Origin of the sequence: uncultured Azonexus sp. (assembly GCF_937982035.1) — a bacterium.
Lineage (GTDB): Bacteria > Pseudomonadota > Gammaproteobacteria > Burkholderiales > Rhodocyclaceae > Azonexus.
This window is the reverse complement of record NZ_CALJNI010000015.1, coordinates 1-25,705: the sequence shown is the minus strand read 5'-3', so window position 1 is coordinate 25,705 and position 25,705 is coordinate 1. Positions and strand designations below refer to the sequence as shown.

16 protein-coding genes, 1 tRNA gene and 1 pseudogene are annotated in these 25,705 nt (G+C 66.4%); 11 read left to right on the top strand and 7 right to left on the bottom strand.

Going from position 1 to position 25,705, the window contains the following annotated elements:
• Positions 1–12 precede the first annotated feature (12 nt).
• The 3 genes from lpdA to aceE are packed head-to-tail and all read right to left on the bottom strand — an operon-like array spanning position 13 to position 6,111.
• Positions 13–1,782 carry a dihydrolipoyl dehydrogenase gene (lpdA, locus tag Q0799_RS10855; protein ID WP_298398220.1) on the bottom strand — a complete coding sequence of 590 codons (1,770 nt, stop codon included), beginning with the start codon at positions 1,780–1,782 and terminating at the stop codon, positions 13–15.
• A gap of 12 nt (positions 1,783–1,794) precedes the next feature.
• Positions 1,795–3,426, bottom strand: a complete 1,632-nt coding sequence (gene aceF / locus Q0799_RS10850) for a dihydrolipoyllysine-residue acetyltransferase (protein ID WP_298398218.1) — start codon at positions 3,424–3,426, stop codon at positions 1,795–1,797.
• A 15-nt stretch (positions 3,427–3,441) separates the two neighbouring features.
• Positions 3,442–6,111, bottom strand: coding sequence for a pyruvate dehydrogenase (acetyl-transferring), homodimeric type (aceE, locus tag Q0799_RS10845; protein WP_298398216.1), 2,670 nt, complete (start codon positions 6,109–6,111; stop codon positions 3,442–3,444).
• 280 nt (positions 6,112–6,391) lie between these two features.
• Between aceE and Q0799_RS10840 the strand changes: the two genes are divergently transcribed.
• The 7 genes from Q0799_RS10840 to Q0799_RS10810 all read left to right on the top strand — a co-directional run bounded on the left by Q0799_RS10840 (position 6,392) and on the right by Q0799_RS10810 (position 12,573).
• The gene (locus Q0799_RS10840) at positions 6,392–8,266 is read left to right on the top strand and encodes a thiamine pyrophosphate-dependent enzyme (RefSeq protein ID WP_298398214.1); all 1,875 of its coding nucleotides are present in this window, start codon (positions 6,392–6,394) and stop codon (positions 8,264–8,266) included.
• Positions 8,263–8,874, top strand: a complete 612-nt coding sequence (locus Q0799_RS10835; protein ID WP_028994868.1) for an indolepyruvate oxidoreductase subunit beta — start codon at positions 8,263–8,265, stop codon at positions 8,872–8,874. The genes Q0799_RS10840 and Q0799_RS10835 overlap by 4 nt, the downstream gene beginning before the upstream one ends.
• Before the next feature lie 71 nt (positions 8,875–8,945).
• Positions 8,946–9,806 (top strand): bifunctional methylenetetrahydrofolate dehydrogenase/methenyltetrahydrofolate cyclohydrolase FolD, encoded by an 861-nt coding sequence (gene folD, locus Q0799_RS10830; protein WP_298398210.1) that lies wholly within the window; start codon positions 8,946–8,948, stop codon positions 9,804–9,806.
• Positions 9,803–10,300 carry a 5-(carboxyamino)imidazole ribonucleotide mutase gene (gene purE, locus Q0799_RS10825; RefSeq protein ID WP_298398208.1) on the top strand — a complete coding sequence of 166 codons (498 nt, stop codon included), beginning with the start codon at positions 9,803–9,805 and terminating at the stop codon, positions 10,298–10,300. The genes folD and purE overlap by 4 nt, the downstream gene beginning before the upstream one ends.
• Positions 10,297–11,445 carry a 5-(carboxyamino)imidazole ribonucleotide synthase gene (locus tag Q0799_RS10820; RefSeq protein WP_298398206.1) on the top strand — a complete coding sequence of 383 codons (1,149 nt, stop codon included), beginning with the start codon at positions 10,297–10,299 and terminating at the stop codon, positions 11,443–11,445. Before purE ends, Q0799_RS10820 begins: the two co-directional genes overlap by 4 nt.
• On the top strand, positions 11,445–12,464 hold the full coding sequence (locus tag Q0799_RS10815) for an L-threonylcarbamoyladenylate synthase (protein ID WP_298398204.1): 1,020 nt from the start codon (positions 11,445–11,447) through the stop codon (positions 12,462–12,464). The genes Q0799_RS10820 and Q0799_RS10815 overlap by 1 nt, the downstream gene beginning before the upstream one ends.
• Before the next feature lie 33 nt (positions 12,465–12,497).
• Positions 12,498–12,573: transfer RNA gene (locus tag Q0799_RS10810), tRNA-Ala, on the top strand.
• A gap of 34 nt (positions 12,574–12,607) precedes the next feature.
• On the opposite strand, the gene Q0799_RS10805 is transcribed toward Q0799_RS10810, so the two are convergent.
• Entirely contained in the window at positions 12,608–13,174 is a 567-nt protein-coding gene (locus tag Q0799_RS10805; protein WP_298398202.1) for a DUF2062 domain-containing protein, read from the bottom strand.
• A gap of 234 nt (positions 13,175–13,408) precedes the next feature.
• Between Q0799_RS10805 and Q0799_RS10800 the strand changes: the two genes are divergently transcribed.
• The 3 genes from Q0799_RS10800 to Q0799_RS10790 all read left to right on the top strand — a co-directional run bounded on the left by Q0799_RS10800 (position 13,409) and on the right by Q0799_RS10790 (position 17,826).
• Complete coding sequence (locus Q0799_RS10800; protein WP_298398200.1) at positions 13,409–13,993, top strand: CBS domain-containing protein; 585 nt, start codon at positions 13,409–13,411, stop codon at positions 13,991–13,993.
• Between the two features lie 80 nt (positions 13,994–14,073).
• On the top strand, positions 14,074–15,702 hold the full coding sequence (locus tag Q0799_RS10795; RefSeq protein ID WP_298398198.1) for an acyl CoA:acetate/3-ketoacid CoA transferase: 1,629 nt from the start codon (positions 14,074–14,076) through the stop codon (positions 15,700–15,702).
• Between the two features lie 177 nt (positions 15,703–15,879).
• Positions 15,880–17,826: a cation:proton antiporter gene (locus Q0799_RS10790; protein WP_298398196.1), complete on the top strand. Its 1,947-nt coding sequence runs from the start codon at positions 15,880–15,882 to the stop codon at positions 17,824–17,826.
• On the opposite strand, the gene Q0799_RS10785 is transcribed toward Q0799_RS10790, so the two are convergent.
• Genes Q0799_RS10785 through Q0799_RS10775 form a run of 3 tightly spaced genes read right to left on the bottom strand, consistent with a single transcriptional unit; the run spans position 17,747 to position 25,156 of the window.
• On the bottom strand, positions 17,747–21,415 hold the full coding sequence (locus Q0799_RS10785; RefSeq protein ID WP_298398194.1) for a translocation/assembly module TamB domain-containing protein: 3,669 nt from the start codon (positions 21,413–21,415) through the stop codon (positions 17,747–17,749). The two genes, Q0799_RS10790 and Q0799_RS10785, sit on opposite strands and share 80 nt — an antisense overlap.
• Before the next feature lies 1 nt (position 21,416).
• Positions 21,417–23,090 (bottom strand): autotransporter assembly complex family protein, encoded by a 1,674-nt coding sequence (locus Q0799_RS10780; RefSeq protein ID WP_298398192.1) that lies wholly within the window; start codon positions 23,088–23,090, stop codon positions 21,417–21,419.
• Positions 23,090–25,156: a site-specific recombinase gene (locus Q0799_RS10775; protein ID WP_298398190.1), complete on the bottom strand. Its 2,067-nt coding sequence runs from the start codon at positions 25,154–25,156 to the stop codon at positions 23,090–23,092. The genes Q0799_RS10780 and Q0799_RS10775 overlap by 1 nt, the downstream gene beginning before the upstream one ends.
• A 159-nt stretch (positions 25,157–25,315) precedes the next feature.
• On the opposite strand from Q0799_RS10775, the pseudogene Q0799_RS10770 reads away from it, so the two are divergent.
• Positions 25,316–25,705 (top strand): annotated as a pseudogene (locus Q0799_RS10770) (OmpA family protein); the annotation flags it as partial.

The window sequence follows — 25,705 nt, the reverse complement described above, 5'->3', positions numbered from 1 at the left end:
ACGCAGAGGACCTTACTTCTTGCGCGGCGCGGGAACGTCCGTGCAGGAGCCGTGGGCAACTTCGGCGGCCATGCCGACGGTTTCGCCCAGGGTGGGATGCGGGTGGATGGTCTTGCCGATGTCGACGGCGTCGCAGCCCATCTCGATCGCCAGGCAGACTTCGCCGATCATGTCGCCGGCCGACGGGCCGACGATGGCGCCGCCGATGACGCGGTGCGTTTCGGCATCGAAGATCAGCTTGGTGAAGCCGTAGTCGGCGCCGTTGGCGATGGCGCGACCGCTGGCCGCCCAGGGGAACTTGGCGGTTTCGACCTTGCGGCCTTCCTTCTTCGCCTGATCCTCGGTGTAGCCGACCCACGCCACTTCCGGATGGGTATACGCCACGCCGGGGATGACCTGGGCGTCGAAAGCGGCCTTGTGGCCGGCGGCGACTTCGGCGGCGACGTGCGCTTCATGCACCGCCTTGTGCGCCAGCATCGGCTGGCCGACCAGATCGCCGATGGCGAAGATGTGCGGGACATTGGTCCGCATCTGCTTGTCGACCGGGATGAAACCGCGCTCGTCGACAATCACGCCGGCCTTGTCGGCGGCGAACTTCTTGCCGTTCGGCGAGCGGCCTGCCGCTTGCAGGATCAGGTCGTACCTGACCGCTTCGGCTGGCGCGCCTTCGCCCTCGAACTTGACCCAGAGGCCGTCGTCCTTGGCGTCGACCGCGACTGTCTTGGTCTTCAGCATGATCTTGTCGAAGCGCGACAGGTTCTGCTTTTCCCAGACCTTGACCGCATCGCGGTCCGGGCCCTGCATCAGCGCGTCGCCCATTTCGACGACATCGACCCTGGCGCCCAGCGTTGAATAGACGGTGGCCATTTCCAGGCCGATGATGCCGCCGCCGATGACCAGCATCTTCTCCGGCACGAAGCGCAGTTCCAGCGCGCCGGTCGAATCGACGATGCGCGGGTCGCGCGGGATGAAGGGCAGATGCACCGCTGCCGAACCGGCGGCGATGATGCACTTCTGGAACTTGATGACCTTCTTGCTGCCGGTCTTGTCCTGGCCGCTGCCGGTGGTTTCCTCGACTTCAAGGTGATGCGGGTCGAGGAAATGGCCGTAGCCGCGCACGATGTCGACCTTGCGCCCCTTGGCCATGCCGGCCAGACCGCCGGTCAGCTTGCCGACGACCTTGTCCTTGTGTGCGCGCAGCTTGTCGATATCGACCTGCGGCGCGGCGAAAGTGACACCGGCGTCGGCCAGGTGGCTGGTTTCGTCCATGACGGCGGTGACGTGCAGCAGTGCCTTGGACGGGATGCAGCCGACGTTCAGGCAGACACCGCCGAGCGTCGAATAGCGTTCGACGATGACCGTCTTCATGCCCAGATCGGCCGAACGGAAAGCGGCGGAATAGCCGCCGGGGCCGGCGCCGAGGACGAGCATCTCGCACTCGATGTCGGCGCTGCCGCCGTGGCTGGCGGCAGCCGGTGCGGCCATGGGGGCCGCTGCCGGGGTTGCCGCGGCCGGCGCCGGGGCGCTGGCGGCGGTGGCTGCACCGGCCTCGACCTTGATCAGCAGCGCACCTTCGCTGACCTTGGAACCGACCTGCACCAGCACTTCCTTGACCGTGCCGGCGACCGTGGACGGTACGTCCATGGTGGCCTTGTCCGATTCCAGGGTGACGATAGCGTCGTCCACCTTGATCGTGTCGCCGACCTTCACGAACAGGTCGATGACCGGCACGCTGTCGAAATCGCCGATGTCCGGGACTTTCACTTCAACCAGATTGCTCATGGTCATTCCCCCTTACAGCGCGACGCGACGGAAGTCGGCCAGCAGTTGTGCGATATAGACGTTGAAGCGGGTCGCCAGCGCGCCGTCGATGACGCGGTGGTCGGCGGTCAGCGACAGCGGCAGGGTCAGGCGCGGCACGAATTGCTTGCCGTCCCAGACCGGCTTCATCGTCGACTTGTTGACGCCGAGGATGGCGACTTCCGGGGCGTTCACAATCGGCGCGAAGTAGGTGCCGCCGATGCCGCCGAGCGACGAGATGGTGAAGCAGGCGCCCTGCATGTCGGCCGGCTTGAGCTTGCCGTCACGGGCCTGCTTGGCGAGGTCGCCGGATTCCTGGGCGATCTCGAACACCGACTTCTTGTCGGCGTTCTTGATCACCGGCACGACCAGACCGTTCGGCGTGTCGGCAGCGAAGCCGATGTTGAAGTACTTCTTCAGCACCAGATTGTCGCCGTCGAGCGAGGCGTTGAACTCGGGGAACTTCTCCAGTGCCTTGACGCAGGCCTTGACCAGGAAGGCCAGCATGGTCAGCTTGGCGCCGCTGCCCTTCTCGTTTTCCTTGTTGAGCAGGACGCGGAAGGCTTCCAGGTCGGTGATGTCGGCGTCTTCGTGATAGGTCACGGCCGGAATCATGACCCAGTTGCGCGACAGGTTCTGGCCGGAAATCTTCTTGATCCGCGACAGCGGCTTGACCTCGATCTCGCCGAACTTGCTGAAATCGACCTTCGGCCAGGGCAGCAGGTCGAGCCCGCCACCCAGGCTGGCGCCGGCGGCAGCCGCCGGGGCGGCAGTGGCGCCGGACATCACGCCCTTGACGTACTTGGTCAGGTCTTCCTTGACGATACGACCCTTGGGCCCGGAAGCGCTGACCTTGGTCAGGTCGACGCCGAGCTCGCGGGCATAGGCGCGAACCGATGGCGAGGCGTGCACCTTGCCGCCGACCGGCAGGGCCGGGGCCAGTGCGACGGGCGCGGCGGCCGGTGCGGCAGCGGGTGCTGCGGCAACCGGTGCAGCAACTGGCGCCGGCGTGGCAGCTTGCGCCGCGGCAGCCGGGGCAGCTGCGCCGGCACCGGTTTCGACCTTGATCAGGACCGTGCCTTCGCCGACCTTGGAGCCAATCTGGACCAGCACTTCCTTGACCGTGCCGGCGACGGTGGACGGAACATCCATCGTCGCCTTATCGGATTCGAGCGTGGCGATCGCATCGTCGATCTTGATGCTGTCGCCAACCTTGACGTACAACTCGATAACCGGGACCTCCGCAAAATCGCCGATATCCGGCACCTTGACCTCGACCAGGCCGCCGGCGGCAGCCGGGGCAGGTGCAGCCGCCGGAGCGGCCGGCGCAGCGGCGGGGGCCGGTGTCGCAGCGGGGGCGGGAGCCGCTTCAACAGCGGCAGCCGCGCCAGCTTCGACCTTGATCAGCAGGGCGCCTTCGGCCACCTTGGAACCGACTTGCACCAGCACTTCCTTGACCGTGCCGGCAACCGTGCTCGGCACATCCATGGTGGCCTTGTCGGATTCGAGGGTGACGATGGCGTCGTCGACATTGATCGTGTCGCCGACTTTGACGAACAGTTCGATGACCGGGACTTCGTCGAAATCACCGATATCGGGAACCTTGACTTCAATGATCTGGCTCATGTCGTCGCTCCCTTCTTAAACCGACATCGGATTCGGCTTGGCCGGATCCAGGTTGTACTTGACCAGCGCGGCCGCGACCTTTTCACGGGCGATCTCGCCGTTGTCGGCCAGCGCCTTGAGGGCAGCCAGCGTCACCCAGTGACGGTCGACCTCGAAGAAATGACGCAGCTTCTCGCGGGTGTCGGAGCGACCGAAGCCGTCGGTGCCCAGCGTGACGTACGGCGCCTTGACGAAGGGCCGAATCTGCTCTGCGAACATCCGGATGTAGTCGGTAGCAGCGACGACCGGTCCCTTGGCGCCAGCCAGCTTCTGCTCGACGTGCGACAGCTTCGGCTCTTCCAGCGGATGCAGCAGGTTCCAGCGGGCGACGTCCTGACCGTTGCGGGCCAGTTCGTTGAAGCTCGGGCAACCCCAGATGTCGGCCTCGACGCCCCAGTCCTGCTTGAGCAGTTCGGCGGCGGCGATGACTTCGCGGAAGATGGTGCCGGAACCGAGCAGTTGCACGCGCGGGCCGGCCGAATCGCCGCCCTGCTTGAACGAATACATGCCCTTGATGATGTCGGCTTCGGCGCCGGCCGGCATTTCCGGGTGCTCGTAGTTCTCGTTCATCACCGTCAGGTAATAGAACACGTCTTCCTGTTCCTGGAACATGCGGCGCATGCCGTCCTGGGCGATCACGGCGACTTCGTACTGGAAGGTCGGGTCGTAGGAAATGCAGTTCGGGATCAGTTGCGACAGGATCAGGCTGTGGCCGTCTTCGTGCTGCAGGCCTTCGCCGTTCAGCGTGGTGCGGCCGGCGGTGCCGCCGATCAGGAAGCCGCGGGCGCGTTGGTCGCCGGCAGCCCAGCACAGGTCCAGCGTGCGCTGCAGGCCGAACATCGAATAGCAGATGTAGAACGGAATGGTCTGGACGTTATGCACCGAGTACGACGTGGCGGCGGCGATCCAGTCGCTCATCGCACCGGCTTCGTTGATGCCTTCCTGCAGCACCTGGCCGGTCTTCGACTCCTTGTAGAACATCAGCTGGTCGTGGTCTTCCGGAACGTAGTTCTGGCCTTCCTGGTTCCAGATGCCGACGGCGCGGAACATGCCTTCCATGCCGAAGGTGCGCGACTCGTCCGGGACGATGGGGACGACGTTCTTGCCGACATTCTTGTCCTTGAGCAGCATGTTCATGATGCGCACGATGGCCATCGTCGTCGACAGTTCGCGGCCTTCGCCGGAAGCCTTGAGCAGGGCGGTGAACGCGTCGAGCGACGGCACCGCCAGCGGCTCGGCCTTGCGGCGGCGTTGCGGCAGGTAGCCGCCGAGCGCGGCGCGGCGCGCCTGCATGTACTTGTACTCGGCCGAGTCTTCCGGGAACTTCAGGTAAGGCAGTTCCTCCAGCTTGTCGTCCGGCACCGGCAGGCCGAAGCGGTCGCGGAAGCGGGCGATCTGCTCCTTGTCCATCTTCTTCTGCTGGTGGGAAATGTTCATGGCCTCGCCGGCCTGGCCCATGCCGAAGCCCTTGATGGTCTTGGCCAGGATCAGCGTCGGCGCACCCTTGTGGGTGACGGCGGCGTTGTAGGCGGCGAATATCTTGAAGATGTCGTGGCCGCCGCGGTTCAGGTTCCAGACGTCGTCGTCGGTCCAGTCGGCGACCAGTTCGCGCAGTTCCGGCGTGTTGAAGAAATGCTCGCGGACGTAGGCGCCGTTCTTGGCCTTGAAGGTCTGGTACTCGCCGTCGCACAGTTCCATCATGCGCTTCTTGAGGATGCCCTTCTTGTCGCGGTTGAACAGGGCGTCCCAGTGGGTGCCCCAGATCAGCTTGATGACGTTCCAGCCGGCGCCGCGGAATTCGGCTTCGAGTTCCTGGATGATCTTGCCGTTGCCGCGCACCGGACCGTCGAGGCGCTGCAGGTTGCAGTTGATGACGAAGATCAGGTTGTCCAGCTTCTCGCGGCCGGCCATGCCGATGGCGCCGAGCGATTCGACTTCGTCAGTCTCGCCGTCACCGAGGAAGGCCCACACCTTGCGGTCGCCGGCCTTGGCCAGACCGCGCGAGTCCAGGTACTTCATGAAGCGGGCCTGGTAGATGGCCTGGATCGGGCCGAGGCCCATCGAGACGGTCGGGAACTGCCAGAAGTCCGGCATCAGCCAGGGGTGCGGATAGGACGAGATGCCCTTGCCGTCGGTTTCCTGGCGGAAGTTGTCCATCTGCTCTTCGGTCAGGCGACCGAGCATGAAGGCGCGCGAATAGACGCCCGGCACCGAGTGGCCCTGGAAGAAGATCAGGTCGCCGCCGGACGGGTCGTTGATGCTGCGCCAGAAATGCGAGAAGCCGACGTCGTACAGCGCGGCGGCGGAGGCGAAGGAGGCGATGTGGCCGCCGACGTTGGTGTGCTTGTTGGCACGCACGACCATGGCCATGGCGTTCCAGCGGATGTAGGAGTGAATCTTGATCTCCATGTCCGGATCGCCCGGGTACTTGGGCTGCTGGTCGGCGCGGATGGTGTTGATGTATTCGGTGTTGGCGGAGTACGGGATGTCGATACCGTCCTCGCGGGCCTGACCGATCAGCGTTTCGATCAGGTAATGGGCGCGTTCGGCGCCTTCGTTGCTAATGACGCCTTCGAGTGCGTCGATCCATTCCCGGGTTTCCTGCGGGTCCTGGTCGGCGGGCAGGGTGTTCGGCTGGTCGGCCATGGTTTGTCTCCTACGTGGGTTTTCATTCTGTCCTGCTGGCTCAGCAGGACAACTTTAACGCTTTGCACGGAGGATCACACCCCGTGTTTACACCTAGTTTCTGTTGCGCATTGTAAAAACAAAATTCGCATCGTGCAATATTGCGCGATTGGTTTGCGGGATTTTTTATGCAATCCGATATGAGACAAAAAACTAATGCAGCCTTGCTTGCGTTGTATCAAATCGAAGTTCTGCCGCCTTCCTATAATTTCCGCTCTTGTCTTTGTAATCAGGAGCTTTCATGGCAGCAGTCATGCCCGCACCGGCCGCCAGCCGGCATTTGCTTTCCGGCAACGAAGCTGTCGCCCGCGCCGTCTGGGAAGCCGGCGTCAAGGTGGCTGCGGCCTATCCCGGCACGCCGTCGACCGAGATGCTGGAAGAAATCGCCACCTACCCGGATCTCTACGCCGAGTGGTCGGTCAACGAGAAGGTCTCGCTGGAAGTTGCCATCGGCGCCGCCTACGCCGGGTCGCGCGCCTTCTGCTGCATGAAGCATGTCGGCATGAACGTCGCCTCCGACGCGCTGATGACGCTGACCCTGACCGGCGTCAGTGGTGGTCTGGTGATCGCCATTGCCGACGACGTCGGCCTGTCGTCGTCGCAGAACGAGCAGGATTCCCGCTACTGGGGGCGTTTCGCGCATGTGCCGGTGTTCGAGCCGGCCGATTCGCAGGAAGCCTACGCGATGACGCTCGACGCCTTCGCGCTGTCCGAGCAGTTCCAGGTGCCGGTGATCCTGCGCATGACGACGCGCATCAATCACGTCAAATCCATCGTCACCGTCGGTGAGCGCGTGCCGCACACCGGCGCCGGCTTCCGCAAGGACCCGGCGCGTTACGTGATGGTCCCGGGCAACGCCGGCAAGCGCATTCCGCTGATGTTCCAGCGCGACCGCGACCTGCGCGCGCTGGCCGAGACTTCGCCGCTGAACTTCATCGAGCCGGGCAGCGACCGCCGCGTCGGCTTCATCACTTCCGGTCCGGCCTACATGCACGTCAAGGAAGCCTTCCCGAATGCCCCGGTGCTCAAGCTTGGCTTCTCTTGCCCGGCGCCGTTCGAGAAGTGCCGCGAACTGGCGGCGCTGGTCGATCAGGTGGTGGTGGTCGAGGAAGTCGAGCCGCTGCTCGAAACCGAACTCAAGGCCCAGGGCATCGCCGTCATCGGCAAGGACATCCTGCCGCTGCAGGGCGAGTTGTCGCCGGCCGTGCTCAGGCCGGCGATTGCCCGGCTGCTCGGCGAAGTGCTGCCGGAAAGCGAAGCGACGGCCGCCCTGCAACTGTTCCCGCGGCCGCCGACGATGTGCGTCGCTTGCCCGCACCTTGGCGTCTATTACACGCTGTCGCAGGTGCGCAACCTCAACATCTCCGGCGACATCGGCTGCTACACGCTGGGTGCCGGTCACCCCTGGCAGGCGATGGATACCTGCGTCTCGATGGGCGCGTCGATGGGCATCGCCCTGGGCATGGACAAGGGCCGCGGCGAGTCCGACAAGGACAAGCGCGTGGTCGCCGTGATCGGCGATTCGACTTTCCTGCACATGGGCATGCAGGGTCTGCTCGACATGGTGTACAACAAAGGCAACGTCACCGTCCTGTTGCTCGACAACCGCGCTGTCGGCATGACCGGCGGTCAGGACAACCCGGGCAACGGCCGCGACATCCACGGCGACGAAGCACCGCGCATCGACTTCGCCAAGCTGGTGTCGGCGCTGGGGGTCAAGGACGAGCGCATTCACGTGGTCAATCCGTACGAGTTGCCGGTGCTGTTCAAGACCATCCGCGAAGAGGTCAAGGTGCCGGATGTGTCGGTGATCATCACCGACCAGCCCTGCGTGCTGATCAAGGACTACCACAAGCTCAAGCCCTACGCAGTCGATGAGGACAAGTGCACCGGTTGCGGCAACTGTATCGATGTCGGCTGTCCGGCCATTCACGTCACCCGGCGCGGCAAGGAGGTCAAGGCCAGCGGCCGTGAGGTCGACCTGGCCTTCGTCCGTATCGAATCGTCGGTGTGTACCGGTTGTGGCCTCTGTCTGCAGCCCTGTGCGCCCAAGGCTATCGAGCACTACGTACCGAGCGCGCCGATCCAGTTCGTCAAGGGAGGGTGTTTGGCATGAGCGCAACGACCAATATCCTCGTCGTCGGTATCGGTGGCCAGGGCGTTATGACCGCCACCGAAATCCTCGCCGAAGCGGCCATCGCCCTCGGTCACGATGCCAAGAAAACCGAAGTCGCCGGCATGGCGCAGCGCGGCGGCGTCGTCTCCTCGCACCTGCGTTTCGGCGAGCGCGTGCTGTCGCCGCAGATCACGCCGGGCAGCGCCGACGTGCTGCTCGGTTTCGAATCGGCCGAGGCGATGCGCTGGCAGCACATGCTGAAGAAAGGCGGCATCACGCTGATGAACACCGCCCGGCTGGTGCCGCCGGTGGTTGAACTCGGCCTCTTCGATTACCCCGACGATCCGCTCGCCGAAATCCGCAAGACCGGCAACAAGGTGGTCGCCTTCGACGCGACGACGATTGCCCAGGAACTCGGCGACATCCGCCTCGGCAACACCGTCATGCTCGGTGCCATCGCCGATCATCTGCCGTTCGGCGCGGAAGTCCTGCTCGATTGCGTGCTCAAGCGTTTTGCGCGCAAGGGCGAGAAACTGGTCGAACTCAACCGGCGTGCTTTCGAGGCCGGAAGGGCGGCGGTGGGCGCGGCTGAAGCAGCGCTCGCGTAATCTGGTAAAATCCGCGCCGAATCAAAGGGAAAGGCCACCGCCTTTCCCCTTTTCTTTTTGACGGATGGACGATGACGGCACAAATCATTGACGGCAAGGCGCTGGCGGAAGAGCTTCGGCAGAGCTTCAAGGCACGCGTGGAAACCCTGACGGCCAAAGGGCACAAGCCCGGTCTGGTGGTCATTCTGGTTGGCGAGGACCCGGCCTCGCAGGTCTACGTGAAGAACAAGGTCAATGGCTGCCTGGCCATCGGCATGCATTCCGAGAAGATCGTCTATGAGAAGGACGTCGATCAGCAGGTCGTCCTCGACAAGATCGCCGAACTGAACGCCGATCCGTCCATCCACGGCATCCTGGTGCAACTGCCGCTGCCCAAGCACTTCGACGAAGAAAAGGTCCTTGAAGCGATTTCCGCCGAGAAGGACGTCGACGGCTTCCACGCCGAGAACGTCGGCGCGCTGTCGCAAGGCGCGCCGCGCTTCATCCCCTGCACGCCGTACGGCGTGATGAAGATGTTCGAAAAGGGCAACGTCGACCTGACCGGCCAGGAAGCCGTCGTCATCGGCCGCTCCAACATCGTGGGTAAACCCATGGCGATGCTGCTGATCAATGCCGGCGCCACGGTCACCGTCTGCCATTCGAAGACGCGCGACCTGAAGTTCCACACCAGCCGCGCCGACATCGTCGTCGCCGCCGTCGGCAAGCCGAAGTTCGTCAAGGGCGACATGATCAAGCCGGGCGCCGTCGTCATCGATGTCGGCATCAACCGCCTGCCGGACGGCAAGCTGTGCGGCGACGTAGACTTCGACGACTGCCTCGCCGTTGCCGGCCAGATCACCCCGGTGCCAGGCGGCGTCGGGCCGATGACCATCACCATGCTGCTGGCCAACACCATCGAGGCCGCCGAACGCAAAGCAGGAATCCGCAAATGAGCGACAAGAAAATCTCCGTCGGTATCGTCATGGGTTCCGACTCCGACTGGCCGACCATGCAGGCCGCCGCCGTCATCCTCAAGGACTTCGGCGTCGCTTTCGAAGCCCGCGTCGTTTCCGCCCACCGCACGCCCGACCTGCTCTTTGAATACGCCGAGACCGCCGCTCCGCGCGGCCTGCAGGCGATCATCGCCGGTGCCGGCGGTGCCGCCCACCTGCCCGGCATGCTTGCCGCCAAGACGACGGTGCCGGTACTCGGCGTGCCGGTGCAGTCGCGCGCGCTGTCCGGCGTCGATTCCTTGCACAGCATCGTGCAGATGCCCAAGGGCATCCCGGTTGCCACCTTCGCCATCGGCGAAGCCGGCGCCGCCAACGCCGCGCTGTTCGCCGTCGCCATGCTGGCCAACGGCGACGCGGCGCTGAACGCCAAGCTGCAGGCTTTCCGTACCGCCCAGACCGAGAAGGTCCTGGCGATGAAGCTGCCCGAAGTATGAAGACGACGATCTTGCCGCCCGCCACGCTGGGCATGCTCGGCGGTGGCCAGCTCGGCCGCTTCTTCGTTGCCGCCGCCCACGAACTGGGCTACCGGGTCTGGGTGCTCGATCCGGACAAGAATTCCCCCGCCGCGCAGATTGCCGAACGCCACTTCTGCGTCGCCTACGACGACTACGCCGCGCTCGACGAATTCGCCGCCGGCTGTGCCGCGATCACCACCGAATTCGAGAACGTGCCGGCGGCGACGCTCGACTACCTCGCCAAGTTCGTGCCGGTGCGCCCGCACGCGGCGGCAGTGGCCATTTGCCAGCACCGCGTGAGCGAAAAATCTTTCCTGCGCGACAACGGTTTCCCGCACGGCCCGTTCATCGAGGTCAACAGCGACGCCGACCTGAAGGCCGCGCCGGCCAGCCTGTTCCCGGCCATCCTCAAGGTCGCCCGCTTCGGCTACGACGGTAAAGGCCAGGCGACGGTCAACAACATCGAGGAGGCGCTGCTCGCCTTCGCCCAGTTCAAGGGCGAGCAATGCGTGCTCGAACAGCGTCTGCCGCTCGACTACGAAGTTTCGGTCGTGCTGGCGCGCGACGAGAACGGCCAGGTCGCCTGCTTCCCGACCGGCGAGAACCAGCACACGCGCGGCATCCTCGATGTCTCCATCGTGCCGGCGCGCACTTCCGGCTGCATGAAGAGCGACGCCGAAGACGTCGCCGCGCGCATCGCCGAAAAGCTCGGCTACATCGGCACCATGGGCGTCGAGTTCTTCGTCAGCCGTGGCCAGCTGCTGGTCAACGAAATGGCGCCGCGCCCGCACAACAGCGGCCACTACACCATCGACGCCTGCGTCACCAATCAGTTCGAGCAACAGGTGCGCGCGCTGTGCGGCCTGCCGCTGGGCGAGCCGCGCGCGCATTCGGCGTCGGTGATGGTCAACCTGCTCGGCGACCTGTGGTACGACGGCGATACCTACCGCGAACCCGACTGGTCGGTGCTCTACGCCATCCCCAACCTGAAGCTGCACCTCTACGGCAAGCACCACGCCCGCCCGGGCCGCAAGATGGGCCACTTCACGGTCATCGGCGACAATCCAGAAGCCGTGCAGAAGACCGCGCTGACCGCCCGCGCCGCCATCGGCATCAAGGACTGATGACGCCTTCCGAAGCGGATTACCAGCGCGCTGTCGACCTGCTGCTGGCCGGCAAACTGGTCGCGCTGCCGACCGAGACCGTCTACGGCCTCGGCGCCGACGCTGCCAACCCGGCGGCGGTGGCGAAAATTTTCGCTGCCAAGGGCCGCCCGGCCGATCATCCGCTGATCGTCCACCTGGCCGGCCACGATACCGTCGAGGCCTGGGCCGAGCAGGTGCCGGCGGTCGCCTGGGAGCTGATGGAAACCTTCTGGCCCGGCCCGCTGACCTTGATCCTGAAGAAGCAGGCCTGGGTGCCCGACGCCGTCACCGGCGGCCAGGATACCGTCGGCCTGCGCGTCCCCGGCCATCCGGTGGCGCTCGAACTGCTGCGCCGTTTTGCCGCCGCCAAAGGTGAGCACGCCGGCATCGCCGCGCCGTCGGCCAACCGCTTCGGCCGCATCAGCCCGACCACCGCTGCCCACGTTGCCGAGGAACTGGGCGAAGCCGTGCCGCTGATCCTCGACGGCGGTCCCTGCGCCGTCGGCATCGAATCGACGATCATCGACTGCTCGCGTGGCGAACCGGTGGTGCTGCGTCCCGGCCACATCTCGCCGTTGCATCTCGAAGCGGTGCTCGGTCGTGTGCCGGCGATCGAAACCAGCCACGGCGCGCCGCGCGTTTCCGGCTCGCTGGAAGCGCATTACGCGCCGATCACGCCGCTACGCGTGGTCACTGGCGAGCGCCTGCTCGACTTCCTCAACGCCCAGCGCCATCGCGGCGGCACCTGCGGCGTGATCAGCCCCAACCAGCCGCCGCAGGCCGGCATGCCGCACGCCTGGCGGATGCTGCCGGCCGACCCGGTCGGCTACGCTCACGACCTCTACGCCGCGCTGCGCGATATGGATCATGCCGGCGTCGACCTGATCGTTGTCGAAGCCCTGCCGACGGGAGCGGACTGGGTGGCCGTCGCCGACCGGCTCCGGCGTGCCGCGGTCGGCGCAGGCCAGAAACCTGCCGGGGTGTCGGAGAATGGATAAGCCCGAAGTATTGCGCTAGAATTCGGGCACTTCGGGGGCATAGCTCAGTTGGGAGAGCGTCTGGTTCGCAATCAGAAGGTCGGCGGTTCGATCCCGCCTGTCTCCACCATCATTCGAAAGCCCGGCCGCGCGCCGGGCTTTTCCTATTGCGGGTCGCCGTTCTTCCTGCCGTCGCGTGTCTGGTAATAGCGGATCATGCGCCGTCGTTTGGCCTTGACCCGCCAGTACCATACTGCGCTGATCACGAAATAGCTGAGCAGGCCGAACAGCGTGGCCATGACGGCCAGGCCGGTGATCAGCGGCAGGCCGAGTTTGCCGATGCGTTCCCAGATACTGGTCTCATGGTCGGCATCCTCATGTACCGGCGGTTCGTCCTGCGGCGTGTCGCCGTATATCCAGCTGCCCAGACGGTAGGCCGCGTAATACACGGGGCCGAAAGTCACCGGGTTGGTGACCAGCGTGCTGGCTGCGGCGGCCGGGACATTGGCGCGCAGCAGGACGGCTGCAGCGGCGGAGAAGGGGATCTGGGCGATCGGGATCAGCAGCCCGAAGAAGATGCCGAGCGCCACGCCGAGGGCGACGCCGCGGCGCGACCAGCGCCACAGTTGCGGGTGGGCCAGGAAGGGGCGCAGCCAGCCGAGCCAGCGATTGGCCATGATCTGTTCCCGGGTCGGAATCAGTGAGCGCAGGCGGCTGGTCGGGCGGTTCATGGCTGGTGGCTTGGGTAGGCGGGTGCTGGGTGAAAGCGGCGAATCATACCGCGTCTGCGTAGCCGAAAGCGCAGTTGCCCGGAGGCTTTTCAGCGGTGTTGTGGCGAATGTGCCAATCGCTTGCAAGTGGGCCCGCTTCCCGGAATACTGTGGACAAGGAGTGCGGGTTGGTCGAGACACTCCCGGCAAGCGGTTTGCCCCGCAAAAATAAGAATCCTGATGGAGGAAGACACCATGAACCATCCTGTTAACGTTCGTGCGCACAAGCTGTCGCAAAATGCCTCGCTGTGCGTTTCCGGTTTCAACCTGATTGCCGCCGATTCGCCGGCGATCGAAGCGATGACCGATTTTTCCCGGGTCAATGTGGTCAGCATCGGTCCCGAAGCCTCGGTGGACGATGCCAATGCGCGCATGATCTCGCGCGGCGTCCGCCTGCTGATGGTGCTGGGCAAGGACGAAGAAGTCGTCGGCCTGATCACCGCCCGCGACATCCTCGGTGAGAAGCCTTTGCAGGTGGCACAGGCGCGCGGCGGCAAGCGCGATGAACTGCGTGTGGCCGACCTGATGACGCCGATCGCCAGCATCGACACCCTGTATCTGGAAGACGTGTTGCGCGCCCGCGTGGCCGACATCCTCAACGCGCTCAAGCAACTCGGTCGTCAGCACGTGCTGGTTGAGGATACCGATCCGTCCACCGGCCTGCCGCGCGTTCGCGGCCTGTTCTCGGCCACCCAGATCGGTCGTGCGCTCGGCGTGCCGGTGCTGGGCTTCGATCTGCCGCGGACCTTCGCCGAAATCGAGGCAGCGCTGGTCAACTGACGCCGCATGCGGGTAAACGAGCGTGGCGCAATGCCGCGCTCTGCCCGAACATTGGGGTTTGTCGTTTCCCGGAGAACTCGATGAGCACTGTGGCGCAATCCCTTTCCCCCGCTGGCAAGATCGTTTCGGCACGCGATGCCGTCGCCCGCATCGGCGATGGCGCGACGGTGGCGACCGGCGGTTTCGTCGGCATCGGCTTTCCCGAGAACATCGCCGTGGCGCTGGAGCAGCGCTTTCTCGAAACGCGCGAAGGCGACGTGCATGGCCAGGGTGCGCCGCGCGACCTGACGCTGGTCTATGCCGCCGGCCAGGGCGACGGCAAGGAACGCGGGCTCAACCACCTCGGTCATGAAGGCCTGGTCGGCCGGGTCATCGGCGGTCACTGGGGGCTGGTGCCGCGCCTGCAGGAACTGGCGGTGGCCAACCGCATCGCCGCCTACAACCTGCCGCAGGGCGTGATCTCCCACCTGTTCCGCGACATCGCCGCCGGCAAGCCGGGAACGATCACGCGCACCGGTCTCGGTACCTTCGTCGATCCGCGCTTCGGCGGCGGCAAGCTGAACGAACGGACGACCGCCGAACTGGTCCGGCTGATGGAAATCGACGGTGAGGAATACCTGTTCTACAAGGCTTTCCCGATTCACGTCGGCATCATCCGCGGCACCACCGCCGATCCTGACGGCAACGTGACCATGGAAAAGGAAGCGTTGACGCTGGAAGCGCAGGCCATCGCCATGGCGGCGAAGAATTCAGGCGGCATCGTCATCGTCCAGGTCGAGCGCATCGCCGAACGCGGCACGCTCAACCCTCGCCAGGTCAAGATTCCCGGCATCCTGGTCGATTGCGTGGTGGTCGCCGAGAAGCCCGAATACCACATGCAGACCTTCGCCGAGCCGTACAGCCCGGCCTTTGCCGGCGAAATCCGGGTGCCGATGTCGGCGCTGAAGCCGATGCCGATGAGCGAGCGCAAGATCATCGCCCGCCGCGCGGCGATGGAGCTGACGCCGGGCGCCGTGGTCAATCTCGGCATCGGCATGCCCGAGGGCGTGGCCGACGTCGCCGCCGAGGAGGGCATCGTCGACCTGATGACCTTGACCGCCGAACCCGGCGTCATCGGCGGCGTGCCCGCCGGTGGCCTGAACTTCGGCGCCGCCACCAACACCCAGGCGATCATCGACCAGCCCAGCCAGTTCGATTTCTACGACGGCGGCGGTCTCGACCTCGCTTTCCTCGGGCTGGCCCAGGCCGACCGCGAAGGCAACCTGAATGTCTCCAAATTCGGCCCGCGACTGGCCGGTGCCGGTGGCTTCATCAACATCTCGCAATCGGCGCGCAAGGTCGTCTTCGTCGGTACCTTCACCGCCGGTCAACTTGAAGTGGCGGTCGACGGCGGCAAGTTGAAAATTCTCCAGGACGGCTCGGCGGTCAAGTTCGTCGACCAGGTCGAACACCGCACCTTCTCCGGGCCGCAGGCGGTCAAGCGCGGCACGCCGGTGCTCTTCATCACCGAGCGCTGCGTCTTCGAACTGACCGCGGCCGGGCTGGTGCTGACCGAAATCGCGCCGGGTGTGGACCTGCAGCACGACATCCTGGCGCGCATGGACTTCGTGCCCTTGATGCCGACTGCGCCCCGACTCATGGACGCGCGCATCTTCGTCGATGCGCCGATGCATCTACGACCGGACATCGTCGGCTCGGCTACGGGTTAGGGCCGGCGTCTGCCGGCAGGGTGGTGCGCTGATCCCGGATGGGGTTACTATCCGGGCTGGTTTTTGCACTGCACCATGAAATGACAGCGCTGTTCCCGATCACCAATCCCGTCGTCGTCTTCGCCCTGGTCGCCGTCCTCATCCTGCTGGCGCCTATCGTCATGGGGCGCTGGCGGCATGCCCGGCATGGTCGGTTTGCTGGCGGCGGGCGCCTTGCTTGGGCCGAATGCACTGGGGGTGCTGGCCCGGGATCAATCCTTCGTGCTGTTCGGCACAGTCGGCCTGCTTTACATCATGTTCACCGCCGCCCTCGAAATCGACATGGCGGTGCTCAAGCGCTATCGTCTGCACAGTCTGGTCTTCGGCCTGCTGACTTTTGCCATTCCGATGGGGCTGGGGGTGCCGGTCGCCCGTTATCTGCTCGGTTTCGAATGGCCGGCGGCGATCCTGCTGGCCAGCATGTTCGCCTCGCATACGCTGCTGACGTACCCAATTGCCTCGCGCCTCGGCATCGCCCGCAACCAGGCAGTGACCACGGCGGTCGGCGGAACCATCATCACCGACAGCCTGGCGCTGCTGGTGCTGGCAGTGATCGCCGGGATGACGCGCGGCGAGGTCGATGAACAGTTCGGTCAGCGCCTGGCGCTGGGGCTGTCGCTGTACGTCGCCCTGATCCTGTTCGGCGTACCGGCGCTGGCCCGCTGGTTCTTCCGCCATGTCGCCCGCGACGGCGTGGCGGAATTCGTGTTCGTGCTGGCCACCGTGTTCACCTGCGCCGCCGTCTCGCATCTGGCCGGTTCGGAACCCATCGTTGGCGCCTTCCTCGCCGGCCTGGCCCTCAACCGCTTGATCCCCCATAACAGTACGCTGATGAACCGTATCCAGTTCACCGGCGATGCCTTGTTCATTCCCTTCTTCCTGCTGTCGGTCGGCATGCTGCTCGATTTCGGAGTCTTTCTGGCCGGCTTCAAGGCCTGGGCCGTGGCCATCAGCATGGTTGCCACCGTTTTCGTCGGCAAGTGGCTGGCTGCCGAATCGACCCGGCCGCTGCTACGTTACAGCCGCGATCAGGCGCGCGTGGTGTTCGGTCTGAGCGTCCCGCAGGCGGCGGCCACGCTGGCGGCGACCATGGTCGGTTTCGAGATCGGCCTGTTCGACGATGCGGTGGTCAACGGCGCCATCGTGATGATTCTGGTCAGTTGTTTCGTGGCGCCCATCCTGGTCGACCGGCACGGCCGCAACATGGCCCAGCTCGAAGCGCTGCAGCCGCCCGAAATGGCCGAGTCCATGCAGCGCATTCTGGTTGGCTGTTCGTCGGCAAGCTCGGCCCGGCCGCTGCTCGATCTGGCCATGCTGATCCGCGACCCGGTGCCCGGGCAGCCGATCTACCCGGTCGCGGTGGTCGATGACGGTGAAGGGGCGAGCGAAGCCGTGGCCGCCTCCGAGAAATTGCTGGCCGGTGTCGTCGGCCAGTTGTCGTCGGCCAATGTACCGGCGCATCCGCTGACCCGGATCGACCTCAACGCGGCCTCCGGCATCCTGCGGGCGCGGCGCGAGTTGCGGGCGACGCTGACCATCGTCGGCTGGCGACAACGCAGTGCCGGGACCGAGTTCTTCTTCGGCTCGCTGGTTGAACAGTTGCTGCAGGATCGTCAATACAGCCTGCTCGCTGCCCGCCTGGCGACACCGCTGAATACCTGCCGCCGGATCATCGTCGCCATGCCGCCGCATGCGGAGCTGGAAGAGGGGTTCTTTGCCGGCATGGCTAACGTGACGCGGCTGGCGCGGCAACTGGGCGTCGGGCTGCTGGTGTTGTGCGAGCGCGGGCACGAGGCGGCGTTGCGTGCCCGCCTGCTGGCGCTGCGGCCGCAGTGCGAATTCCGTGTGCAGACGGTTGATGCCTGGAGCGGCGTGCTGCGCGCCCTGAACGAACTGGCGACGCCGGATCAGTTGCTGCTTTTCGTCGGTGTGCGTCCCGGCGGTTATGCCTGGCGCACTTCGCTGGGCACCTTGCCGGAGCGCGTTGCCCGTCGCTTTCCGGCGCTCAATCTTCTGGTTCTGTATCTGCCGACGGCTGACGCCGAGAACTCTGACGTCGTGATGTCGGCGGAAGACCCCAGGTAAGCGTGTAGAACACGTCCAGCGCATTGTCGCTGCCGGCCCGCCCGATCAGCGTGATCTGGCGGGTCAGTTCGATCGACAGCTTGACGATGCTTTCGGCCGTGCCCAGCGACTGCTCATAACTCAGGGTGGCCGACGACGACAGGCGCTTGCCGATGCTGAGGATCTGGTTGCCCGTCGTTGCGCCGGTGTCGACGCCGGCGGCAACGACGCGGCTGCCCGGCTGACGGCCGCCGCTGCCGTCGAGATTGCCCTGGCGGACGCCGAATTCGTCGATGCCGAAAGTGCGTTTCAGTTGCTGGACGAGATTGCCCGAGTCGTTGCCGAGCAAGCCGCCGGCCGCCGACAGCAGCAGGCTGGCGTCGCCGGCACTCATGCTGTCCTGGCCGTGACCAAGGATCAGCCAGGACAGTTTTTCCGGGTCCGGCAGGTCCGGGTCCGAGATCAGGCGCACCACCGGTCGCTGCGCGGTGCCGGACAACTGGACGCCGGGTTCGACTGCCAGGCCTTTACGCACGGCGCGCACGTCGAGCGCCGGGTTGTCGGGCAGTCCCTGGAAAGTCAGGATGCCGCGGGTGATTTCCAGCCGTTGGCCGTAGGCCTCGAAACGACCGTCGCGGGTGCGGATCGTGCCGGTGGCCCGGGGCAGGTCCCGACCACTGGCGCTCAGCCGGACCTGACCGGCCAGCCGGGTACTCAGGCCGGCGCCTTCGAACAGGAAATGGCGGCCGAGATCGGTCTGCACATCGAGTGCCAGGTTCGGGCGCAGGCCCGGCGATCGCTGGTCGCCCGGGCGATGGATGACGACGTCGTCGGACAGTCGCGGGGCGCCGGCCGGCGCCAGTTGCCAGTAGGCGGCGTCGATGGCGAGGCGACCGTCGATGCCGAGCGCGGCTTCCTGCCAGCGCAATTTTCCTTCGCCGGACAGGCTGACCCACTGGTCCTGGCGTTGCCAGACGCCGACGCGGTCGAGGCGGACGGTCAGCGCCGCCTGGCCGTCGGCCTGTCCGGGGGCGACGCGCAGTTCGCCGGAAACATCGAGTCGTCCCGGTCCTTCCAGGCTGCCGGCCTGTTCGCCGAGCGCCATGCGCAACGGCCGGGGGGCGCGCTGGCGGGCGCTGCTGAAACTGAGCCGGCGGATGCTCAGCAGATTGTCGGCGATGTCGGCGGCCAGCTCGCCGTCGACCAGCGCCAGCCCCTGGGCCGGCAGGCGCAGGCTGAGGGCCTGGCCGTTCAGGGTGCCGGCCAGCGCCGGTCGGGCCGGGCTGCCGGCAAGCTGCAGGCGAGCGTCGATGCGGCCACCGGTTTGCCAGTCCTCGCCGAGCAGTTCGCCGAGCCAGCCGAGGTCGGCGATTTCGGCCGTGGCCTGGCCTTGCCAGGGCGCGCTGGCGGCCAGTTGCCAGGGGCCGTCCACGCCGGCGGTCAGGCCGGCCTGGACCCGGCCGATCCGCGAGCCGCTGGCCTGCAGGTCGAGTTTGAGCGCTTTACGGTCGGCGTTGGCCTGGATCGTGGCCTGCCAGTCGAGGGGCTCGCCGGCCAGTTGCAGAGGGCCGACCGACCAGCCGTCGGCGCTCGCCCGCAGCGCGGCCGGGCTGCGCAGGCGCAGGTTGCGGGCGGCGCTGTCGGCGAGCAACGAGAGTTGCGTCAGCATGCCTTGCCAGCGCCCATCCTGCTCGCTGCCGTCGACCTGCAGTTGCAGGCGTTCGCCGGCGGCCAGGCGACCGTCGATGGTCATTTGGTGCTGGCGCCGGCTGCCGTCGCCACGGATGGTCAGCGGCGCGAACAGGCGCTGGCCGGCGCCGGATTCGAGGCGCTGCAGCGTCAGCCCGAGTTGCAGCGGCGCATCGGCCGCTTCCGCGAGGCTGGCCGATAGATGCACGCCGTCGGCGCGGAAAACGCCGGGCAGGCCGATGCGGCCGGCGCGCAATTCGCCGTCGACCAGCGGTCGGGCGACGCTGCCGCTCACATTCAGGTCGGCCTTCAGGTCGCCTTCGGCGCCGAGGGCGGCCAGCCGGGGTGCGTCGATGGCGAGCTGCAGCCGCTGGCCGGGGGCGCCGAAACCGCCCTTGGCGGTCAGGCGGTTGCCGGCCAGCGCCAGGTTCAGGTCGATGCCGCTGAGCGTCGGCCAGTCCACCCGCAATTCGCCCTGGCCGGCCAGCGGCTGGCCGCGAAACTGGCTGTCGCCGAGGGCAAAGCTGGCGTCGATGACGGGTTTCGGCTGCAGTCGTCCCTTGGCCTGCAGCCTGGCGTTGATGCGGGCGCCCGGCAGTTCGGCAAAGCGGGCGGGATCGAATTCCTGCAAGCGGGCGTCGACCGTGAATGCCTGCTCGGCCAGCTGCAGGCTGCCGGCGGCAAGCAGGCGGGCCTGGCCGGCGGCGATTTCGACGTCCGTCAGGGTCAGGGTGTCGGCGGCGTGTTGTGCGGTGCCGCGCAAGGTGAAACGGCGGTCGCGCAGGTCGACGCGGATGTCCTGGCGCTGCTGACCGAGGGTCGCGCTCAGCCGGCCGTCCAGCCGGGTCGGCCGCAGGCTGCTGTGCAGGCGGATGGCGTCGAGCTGGCGGACGGCGAGTTCCAGTTGCAGCGCGCCGTCGTCAAGTTCGCCCTGCCAGACGCCGCGTCCGGAAAGTTCGCCGCCGCCCAGGCGGGCCTGCAGTTCGGGAAACGCCAGTTGTCCGTCCAGCCAGGTGGCTTGCCCCTGCAGGCGCTCGATCGGCAATCCCGGTCGGTCGAGCGGCGCGGCTTGGCGGTTGTTCAGGTCGAAGCGGGCGCTTACCCCGCCGGCCGCCGGTGTCACCTTGAGATCGAGGTCGAGGCGGGCGTCGGGCAGTCCGTCGCGCCAGGCCGCCGGGTCGATGTTGGCGAGCTTGATGTCGGCCTCGATCAGCGGCATCGCCGCGAACGGGTTCAGGCTGACCCGGGCATGGCCTTCGATGCCGGCGCGGGCATCGAGCTTGACGGTGAAGCCGGCCAGCGGCCCCGCCGCTTGAAACGCCAGCGCCAGCGGTTTGTCTTCCAGTTGCCCCTGGATCTCGCCGCTGCCCTCGAGCGGGAAGGGGGCCTGGCCGTCGAGCTGCACCTGGCCGCGTACGGCGACATCGCCGCTGTGCAGGCGCAGGTCGTCGATGCGATGGTGGCGGCCGTCGCTGTCGATCCGCGCCACCAGTTCGCGGGCGATTTCCTGTCCGCCGTGGTGCAGGTGGGCGATGCGCAATTCCCCGACATGGACGGCCAGGGGCAGCTGCAGGTCGGCCGGCTCGACGGTCGGGGTGTCGCTGGCCGGGGTCGTGATGCTCAGGTTGCTCGTGCTCAGGGACTCGATCTGCAGGCGCTGCTGCAGCAGGGCACCGGGTGTCCAGGCCAGCGCGAGGTCGGTGGCGACGATGGTGGTGTCGCCATCCTGCCAGCGCAGTTCGCCGATCGTGAGCGGGCCGCCGAGGCGGCCGTCAGCCTGCTCGACCTGCAGGCGATTGCTGCTCAGCATGCCGGCCAGATTCAGGGCGAATTGCAGTCCGCCGCCGGTATTTAACAGCCAGTAGCCGGCGGCGCCGGTGACGACGACCAGGGTCAGCAGGAGTGGTAGCAGGCGGCGCATGTCAGAACGGGATGGCCAGCGAGAAGTGCAGTTGCAGGCGACCTTCGCGTTCGCCGTAAGCGAGGTCGGCGCCGATCGGGCCGGCCGGGCTGCGCCAGCGCACGCCGAGGCCGTAACCGGCGGCAAGGCGGATGTCCTTGAGTCCATCGACGGCGTCGCCGGCATCGACAAACAGCGCCAGGCCCCAGTGGTCGTTCAGCCAGTGCGTGTACTCGGCGCTGGCCACCGCCAGGTAACGGCCGCCCACGGTGGCTTCGCCTTCCTTGATGCCCAGGCTCTGATAGGCGTAACCGCGGACCGAACCGGTGCCGCCGGCGCGAAACAGGTAGTCCTGCGGAATGCGCAGGCGCGAGTCGGCGAAGGTCCGCCCCAGTTCGCCGCGCAGGGCCAGGGTGTCGCGGGGGCCAACCGGCAGGTAGTGCTGGATGCGCCCGTGCAGGCGGACGAAATTCTGGTCCGACAACGCCGCCCTGGCGCCGCCGCCGACGCTCAACTGGAGTACCGTGCCGGCGCGCGGGTCGAGCAGGTTGTCGATCCGGCGCCAGGTCCACATGGCATTGGGCACCAGCGCCCGGCTGGTGATGTCGGCACTGCCGTCGGGCCAGCGGGTTTCGCGCTGCCAGTTCAGCGACAGGCGCTGCTCGACGCTGCCGCGCTGCTGCACGCTTTGAATGCCCAATGCGTGGCGTTCGGTGCGCAGCTTCTCGATGTCGCTGGTTTCGCGGACAAAGCCGATGCTGTGCCGGCGCTGTTTGTCGTCGGGCGGCAGGATCACGTCGCTGTAGAAGGTCTGCCGTTTCTGTTCGAGACGCAAGCCGGTATCGAATTCCCAGGCCTGGCCGAAGAGGTCGGGCGTGTTGTAATTGGCCTCGACCCGGGCGCCGGTATTGGAACTGGCACCGATACCGAAGCCGGCGCGATGGCCGGGGCGCTCGCGGACCCGCAGGCGGACCGGGGCGACGGCGTTGCCGTCGGCGTCGATTTCTGCGGCAGCGGTATCGAGTTCGGCACGGACGCTGGCAAAGTACGGCGTCGATTGCAGGATGCCGGTCAGGGTCTGCAGGTCGGCCGCCCGGTAGGGCTCGCCCGGCCTGACCTGGCGGTTGTAACGGGCGACCAGTTCCGGCGTGTAGCGGTGCAGGCCGCTGAATTCCAGTTCGCCGTAGCGGTAGCGCGGGCCGGCATCGTAGCGGGCGCTAAGCACGGCGCGCGCCGATTCGGCATCGATGTCGGCGCGGCTGTCGACCAGCCGGGCGTCGGCATGTTCGTTGGCCAGCAGTTCGGCCAGCACTTGCTGCTTGGCGGCATTCCAGTCTTCCTGGCGGAAGGGCTGGCCGGCCGGCAGTCGCCAGCCGGTTATCAGTGCCTGGCGACGTTCGTGGTCGATGGGACCATCGACATTCAGGTCGACACGCTCGATCAGTGTCCGCGGCCCCGGATCGACACGCAGTTGCAGTCCGTCGTGGTCGACGATGTTGATGTCCGGCGAGAAGTAGCCCTCGGTGGCGAGAATGTCGCGGGCCTGGGCTTGCAGCCGCTGGGGGCCGGCTTCCGCCTGCAGGAAAGCCGACAGGCGGCTGGCCAGCGCTGCCGGTGCCTCGGTCCGCAACTGCGCCGCCGCCGGCAGCGCCAGGCAGGCAAGCAGCAGGGGCAGGGCGGGGCGAGCGCGGTGCATCAGTGGCTCCCATCCTCCCGTGGTTCTTCGGGCGGCAGCAGGAAGCTGCGCGGCTGCTGGCGGAAGCGCCGGCCGAGTGCCGCCAGCAAGGTCCCCCAGTGGGCGAAGGCGATGCGCCGGGCGCCCATGGCTGTGCGCAAGGCCAGCGCGAAACTGACGCCGAGGTTGGTCAGCCCGATCAGGGCAACGCCGAGTGCACCCCAGAGCAAAGCCTGCCAGGCCATGGCGAACTCGAAACCGCCGAAGGCGTAACCCAAGTTGGCGGAGGAGAAGGCGATGTGGCGGATATCCAGCGGCAGGCCGAGCAGGGTGCCGATCATGCCGGTCGAGCCGAGCATGCAGCCGAACAGGAAGTTCCCCATGATGCCGCCGAGGTGGTTTTCGATGTAGTCCCCGGTGCGCGCGGCCCGTTCCTTGCCGGCCAGGCGCTGCAGCCAGCCGAGGCGGGCGATGCGCGGGCCGATGTTGGCGTAGGCGGCCCGGTTGTCGAAATAGCCGCTGATCAGGCCGGACAGGAACAGATAGAAGCCGGCGATTGCCGCGTGCGGGATGGCCCACGACAGCGGGTCGAGATCGGCCATCAGGTGCGCCGCCTTGGCGGCATCGACCGCCGGCCCGCCGAACAGGAAAGCGGCGGCAAGGCTGACCAGGACGGCGACCGGCAGGGCGACCATGACGTTACCGCCGATCGCCGCCAGCTGGCTGCGGCTGACCGCTGCCGCGACGTCGGCAATGCGTTCGAGATCGGCCTGGCGGTTCGGCTTGAGTCCGTCGAGCAGCCCGGCCAGCGTCTGCGCGGTCATGGCCGGCTGCTTGGTGGCGACGGTGAAGCCGAGCAGGAAGATGGTGACGAAGCCCAGTCCGTAAATCATGCTGAACAGGAAGGCCTCGACGAACAGCGGCGCACCGAGTGCCGCCGCCTTGATCTTGAGCAGGGCCATGATGCCGATCAGGACCCCGGCGCCGGCCGCCGAACGCCACATCCGGCGGTAGTCGGTACGGGTTTCGCAGATGTAGTGTTCGCCGGAGCGGGCGGCGTTTTCGGTGACGCGCACTGCCAGCACGCCGGACAGTTGCTGCATGTAGTGACGCAGGCTGTGGCGGCGGTTTTCCGCCAGGAAAACTTCGCGGGCGAAGGTCGTCCAGTCGCGGATGGCAACCTCGTGCGGGGCATTGCGCAGGCCGGCGGTGAGGATGCGGGTGAGTTCGGTGATGCGCTGCAGGCTTTGTTCGCTGCGAGTCAGGATGTACGAGAGATGCAGGCTGGTGCCGATGGTGAGCGCCCGCTTCCGGATCCGGTTGAGGGTGTCCTGGCACTGGTCGACAATGACCAGCAACTGGTCGCCGTTGTCGAAGCTGCTGTCGTCGCCGTCGAGCCCGGCGCGGAAGCTGCGGACGAATTCCAGCGCTTCGGCCGAGAGCGCGACGAAGCGCGGCGAATCGTCCTCGAGGTTGGGCGAGGCACGCATCAGCTCGCCTTCCAGGCCCAGGCCGCTGACCCGGTGGGCGAGCAGCAGCAGCGCGTCGAGCATCTGTTCCTGCACGCCGCGCCGGTCCATTTCGCGGAAGGTTTCGGGCGGCGCCAGGATTTCCCAGAAGCGGTGCGCCAGCTCGGCCGGAACGGCTTCCAGCCAGCGCCAGTCGTTGCGGTCGGAGAAGATCAGGTGCAGGCAGTCCTTCATCCGCCTTTCGTCGGGCACTTCGGGCAGCAGGCGGTTGCCGAGGATGCGCCACCATTCGGAAAAGAAACCGGTGCCGGGCAGGATGCCGCTGTCGGTGAAGAAACTCAGCAGGCGACGGCTGCCGACGAAATGGATGACGTGATGCCGGAAGCCGGCACGCAATGCCGCATCGTCTTCCAGTCGTTCGAGCATCAGCGCGTAGCGACGGTTACTCTGGTCGTCGCCGGCGTTTTCCGGGCGCAGGGCGGCGATCAGCCGGCGCAGCAGTTCAAGCTCGCAGGCTTCTGGATTGCGGAAGTCCTCCAGTGCGGCAAGCAGGCGCTGGTCGCCGGTCGGGCGGTAATCGCCAAAGTATCGGGTCAGACGGTGGATCAGTGTTTTCAAAGGCATTGTCGGGACAAACGGGCTTGCCCGGTGGTTCAGGTCGTACCATGATATCCCGTGGCGCGTGAAACCCGTCCTTTCCAGCCTGTTGTCTTGGTGACGATTCGTAATAGAATGCGGGCTGCAATATCAATAACAACCCTTTCCACAGGAAGAACCATGAACCTCGTCAAGAAATCCATCGCTGTTGCCCTGCTGGCCGGCATCGGCTTCTCCGCCATTGCCCAGGAACGCGTCTATGTCATCGACCAGCGCGACGTCGTCGCCAAGTCGGGTGCTGGCCTGTGCTGGCGCACCGGCTACTGGACCCCGGCCGGCGCCGCTGCCGACAAGGCCGGTTGCGAATGCGACAAGGACCTGCTGCCGAAGGAAGCCTGCGATGGCAAGGCTGGCGCTGCTGCAACCCCGGCTGTCGCCGGCCCGAAGCCGACCGGTGAGAAGATCACCGTCGCCGCTGATGCCCTGTTCGACTTCAACAAGGCTGTCCTGCGTCCGGAAGGCAAGGCCAAGCTCGACGAACTGGTCGCCAAGGCTGCCCAGATCAAGCTC

What these genes read in the sequence shown, in the direction of transcription:
- lpdA (WP_298398220.1), bottom strand. Translation starts at nt 1,782, where the DNA reads ATGAGCAATCTGGTTGAAGTGAAAGTCCCGGACATCGGCGATTTCGAC.
- purE (WP_298398208.1), top strand. Translation starts at nt 9,803, where the DNA reads ATGAGCGACAAGAAAATCTCCGTCGGTATCGTCATGGGTTCCGACTCC.
- Q0799_RS10820 (WP_298398206.1), top strand. Translation starts at nt 10,297, where the DNA reads ATGAAGACGACGATCTTGCCGCCCGCCACGCTGGGCATGCTCGGCGGT.
- Q0799_RS10835 (WP_028994868.1), top strand. Translation starts at nt 8,263, where the DNA reads ATGAGCGCAACGACCAATATCCTCGTCGTCGGTATCGGTGGCCAGGGC.
- aceF (WP_298398218.1), bottom strand. Translation starts at nt 3,426, where the DNA reads ATGAGCCAGATCATTGAAGTCAAGGTTCCCGATATCGGTGATTTCGAC.
- Q0799_RS10790 (WP_298398196.1), top strand. Translation starts at nt 15,880, where the DNA reads ATGCCCGGCATGGTCGGTTTGCTGGCGGCGGGCGCCTTGCTTGGGCCG.
- aceE (WP_298398216.1), bottom strand. Translation starts at nt 6,111, where the DNA reads ATGGCCGACCAGCCGAACACCCTGCCCGCCGACCAGGACCCGCAGGAA.
- Q0799_RS10780 (WP_298398192.1), bottom strand. Translation starts at nt 23,090, where the DNA reads ATGCACCGCGCTCGCCCCGCCCTGCCCCTGCTGCTTGCCTGCCTGGCG.
- Q0799_RS10815 (WP_298398204.1), top strand. Translation starts at nt 11,445, where the DNA reads ATGACGCCTTCCGAAGCGGATTACCAGCGCGCTGTCGACCTGCTGCTG.
- Q0799_RS10800 (WP_298398200.1), top strand. Translation starts at nt 13,409, where the DNA reads ATGAACCATCCTGTTAACGTTCGTGCGCACAAGCTGTCGCAAAATGCC.
- folD (WP_298398210.1), top strand. Translation starts at nt 8,946, where the DNA reads ATGACGGCACAAATCATTGACGGCAAGGCGCTGGCGGAAGAGCTTCGG.
- Q0799_RS10805 (WP_298398202.1), bottom strand. Translation starts at nt 13,174, where the DNA reads ATGAACCGCCCGACCAGCCGCCTGCGCTCACTGATTCCGACCCGGGAA.
- Q0799_RS10795 (WP_298398198.1), top strand. Translation starts at nt 14,074, where the DNA reads ATGAGCACTGTGGCGCAATCCCTTTCCCCCGCTGGCAAGATCGTTTCG.
- Q0799_RS10840 (WP_298398214.1), top strand. Translation starts at nt 6,392, where the DNA reads ATGGCAGCAGTCATGCCCGCACCGGCCGCCAGCCGGCATTTGCTTTCC.
- Q0799_RS10785 (WP_298398194.1), bottom strand. Translation starts at nt 21,415, where the DNA reads ATGCGCCGCCTGCTACCACTCCTGCTGACCCTGGTCGTCGTCACCGGC.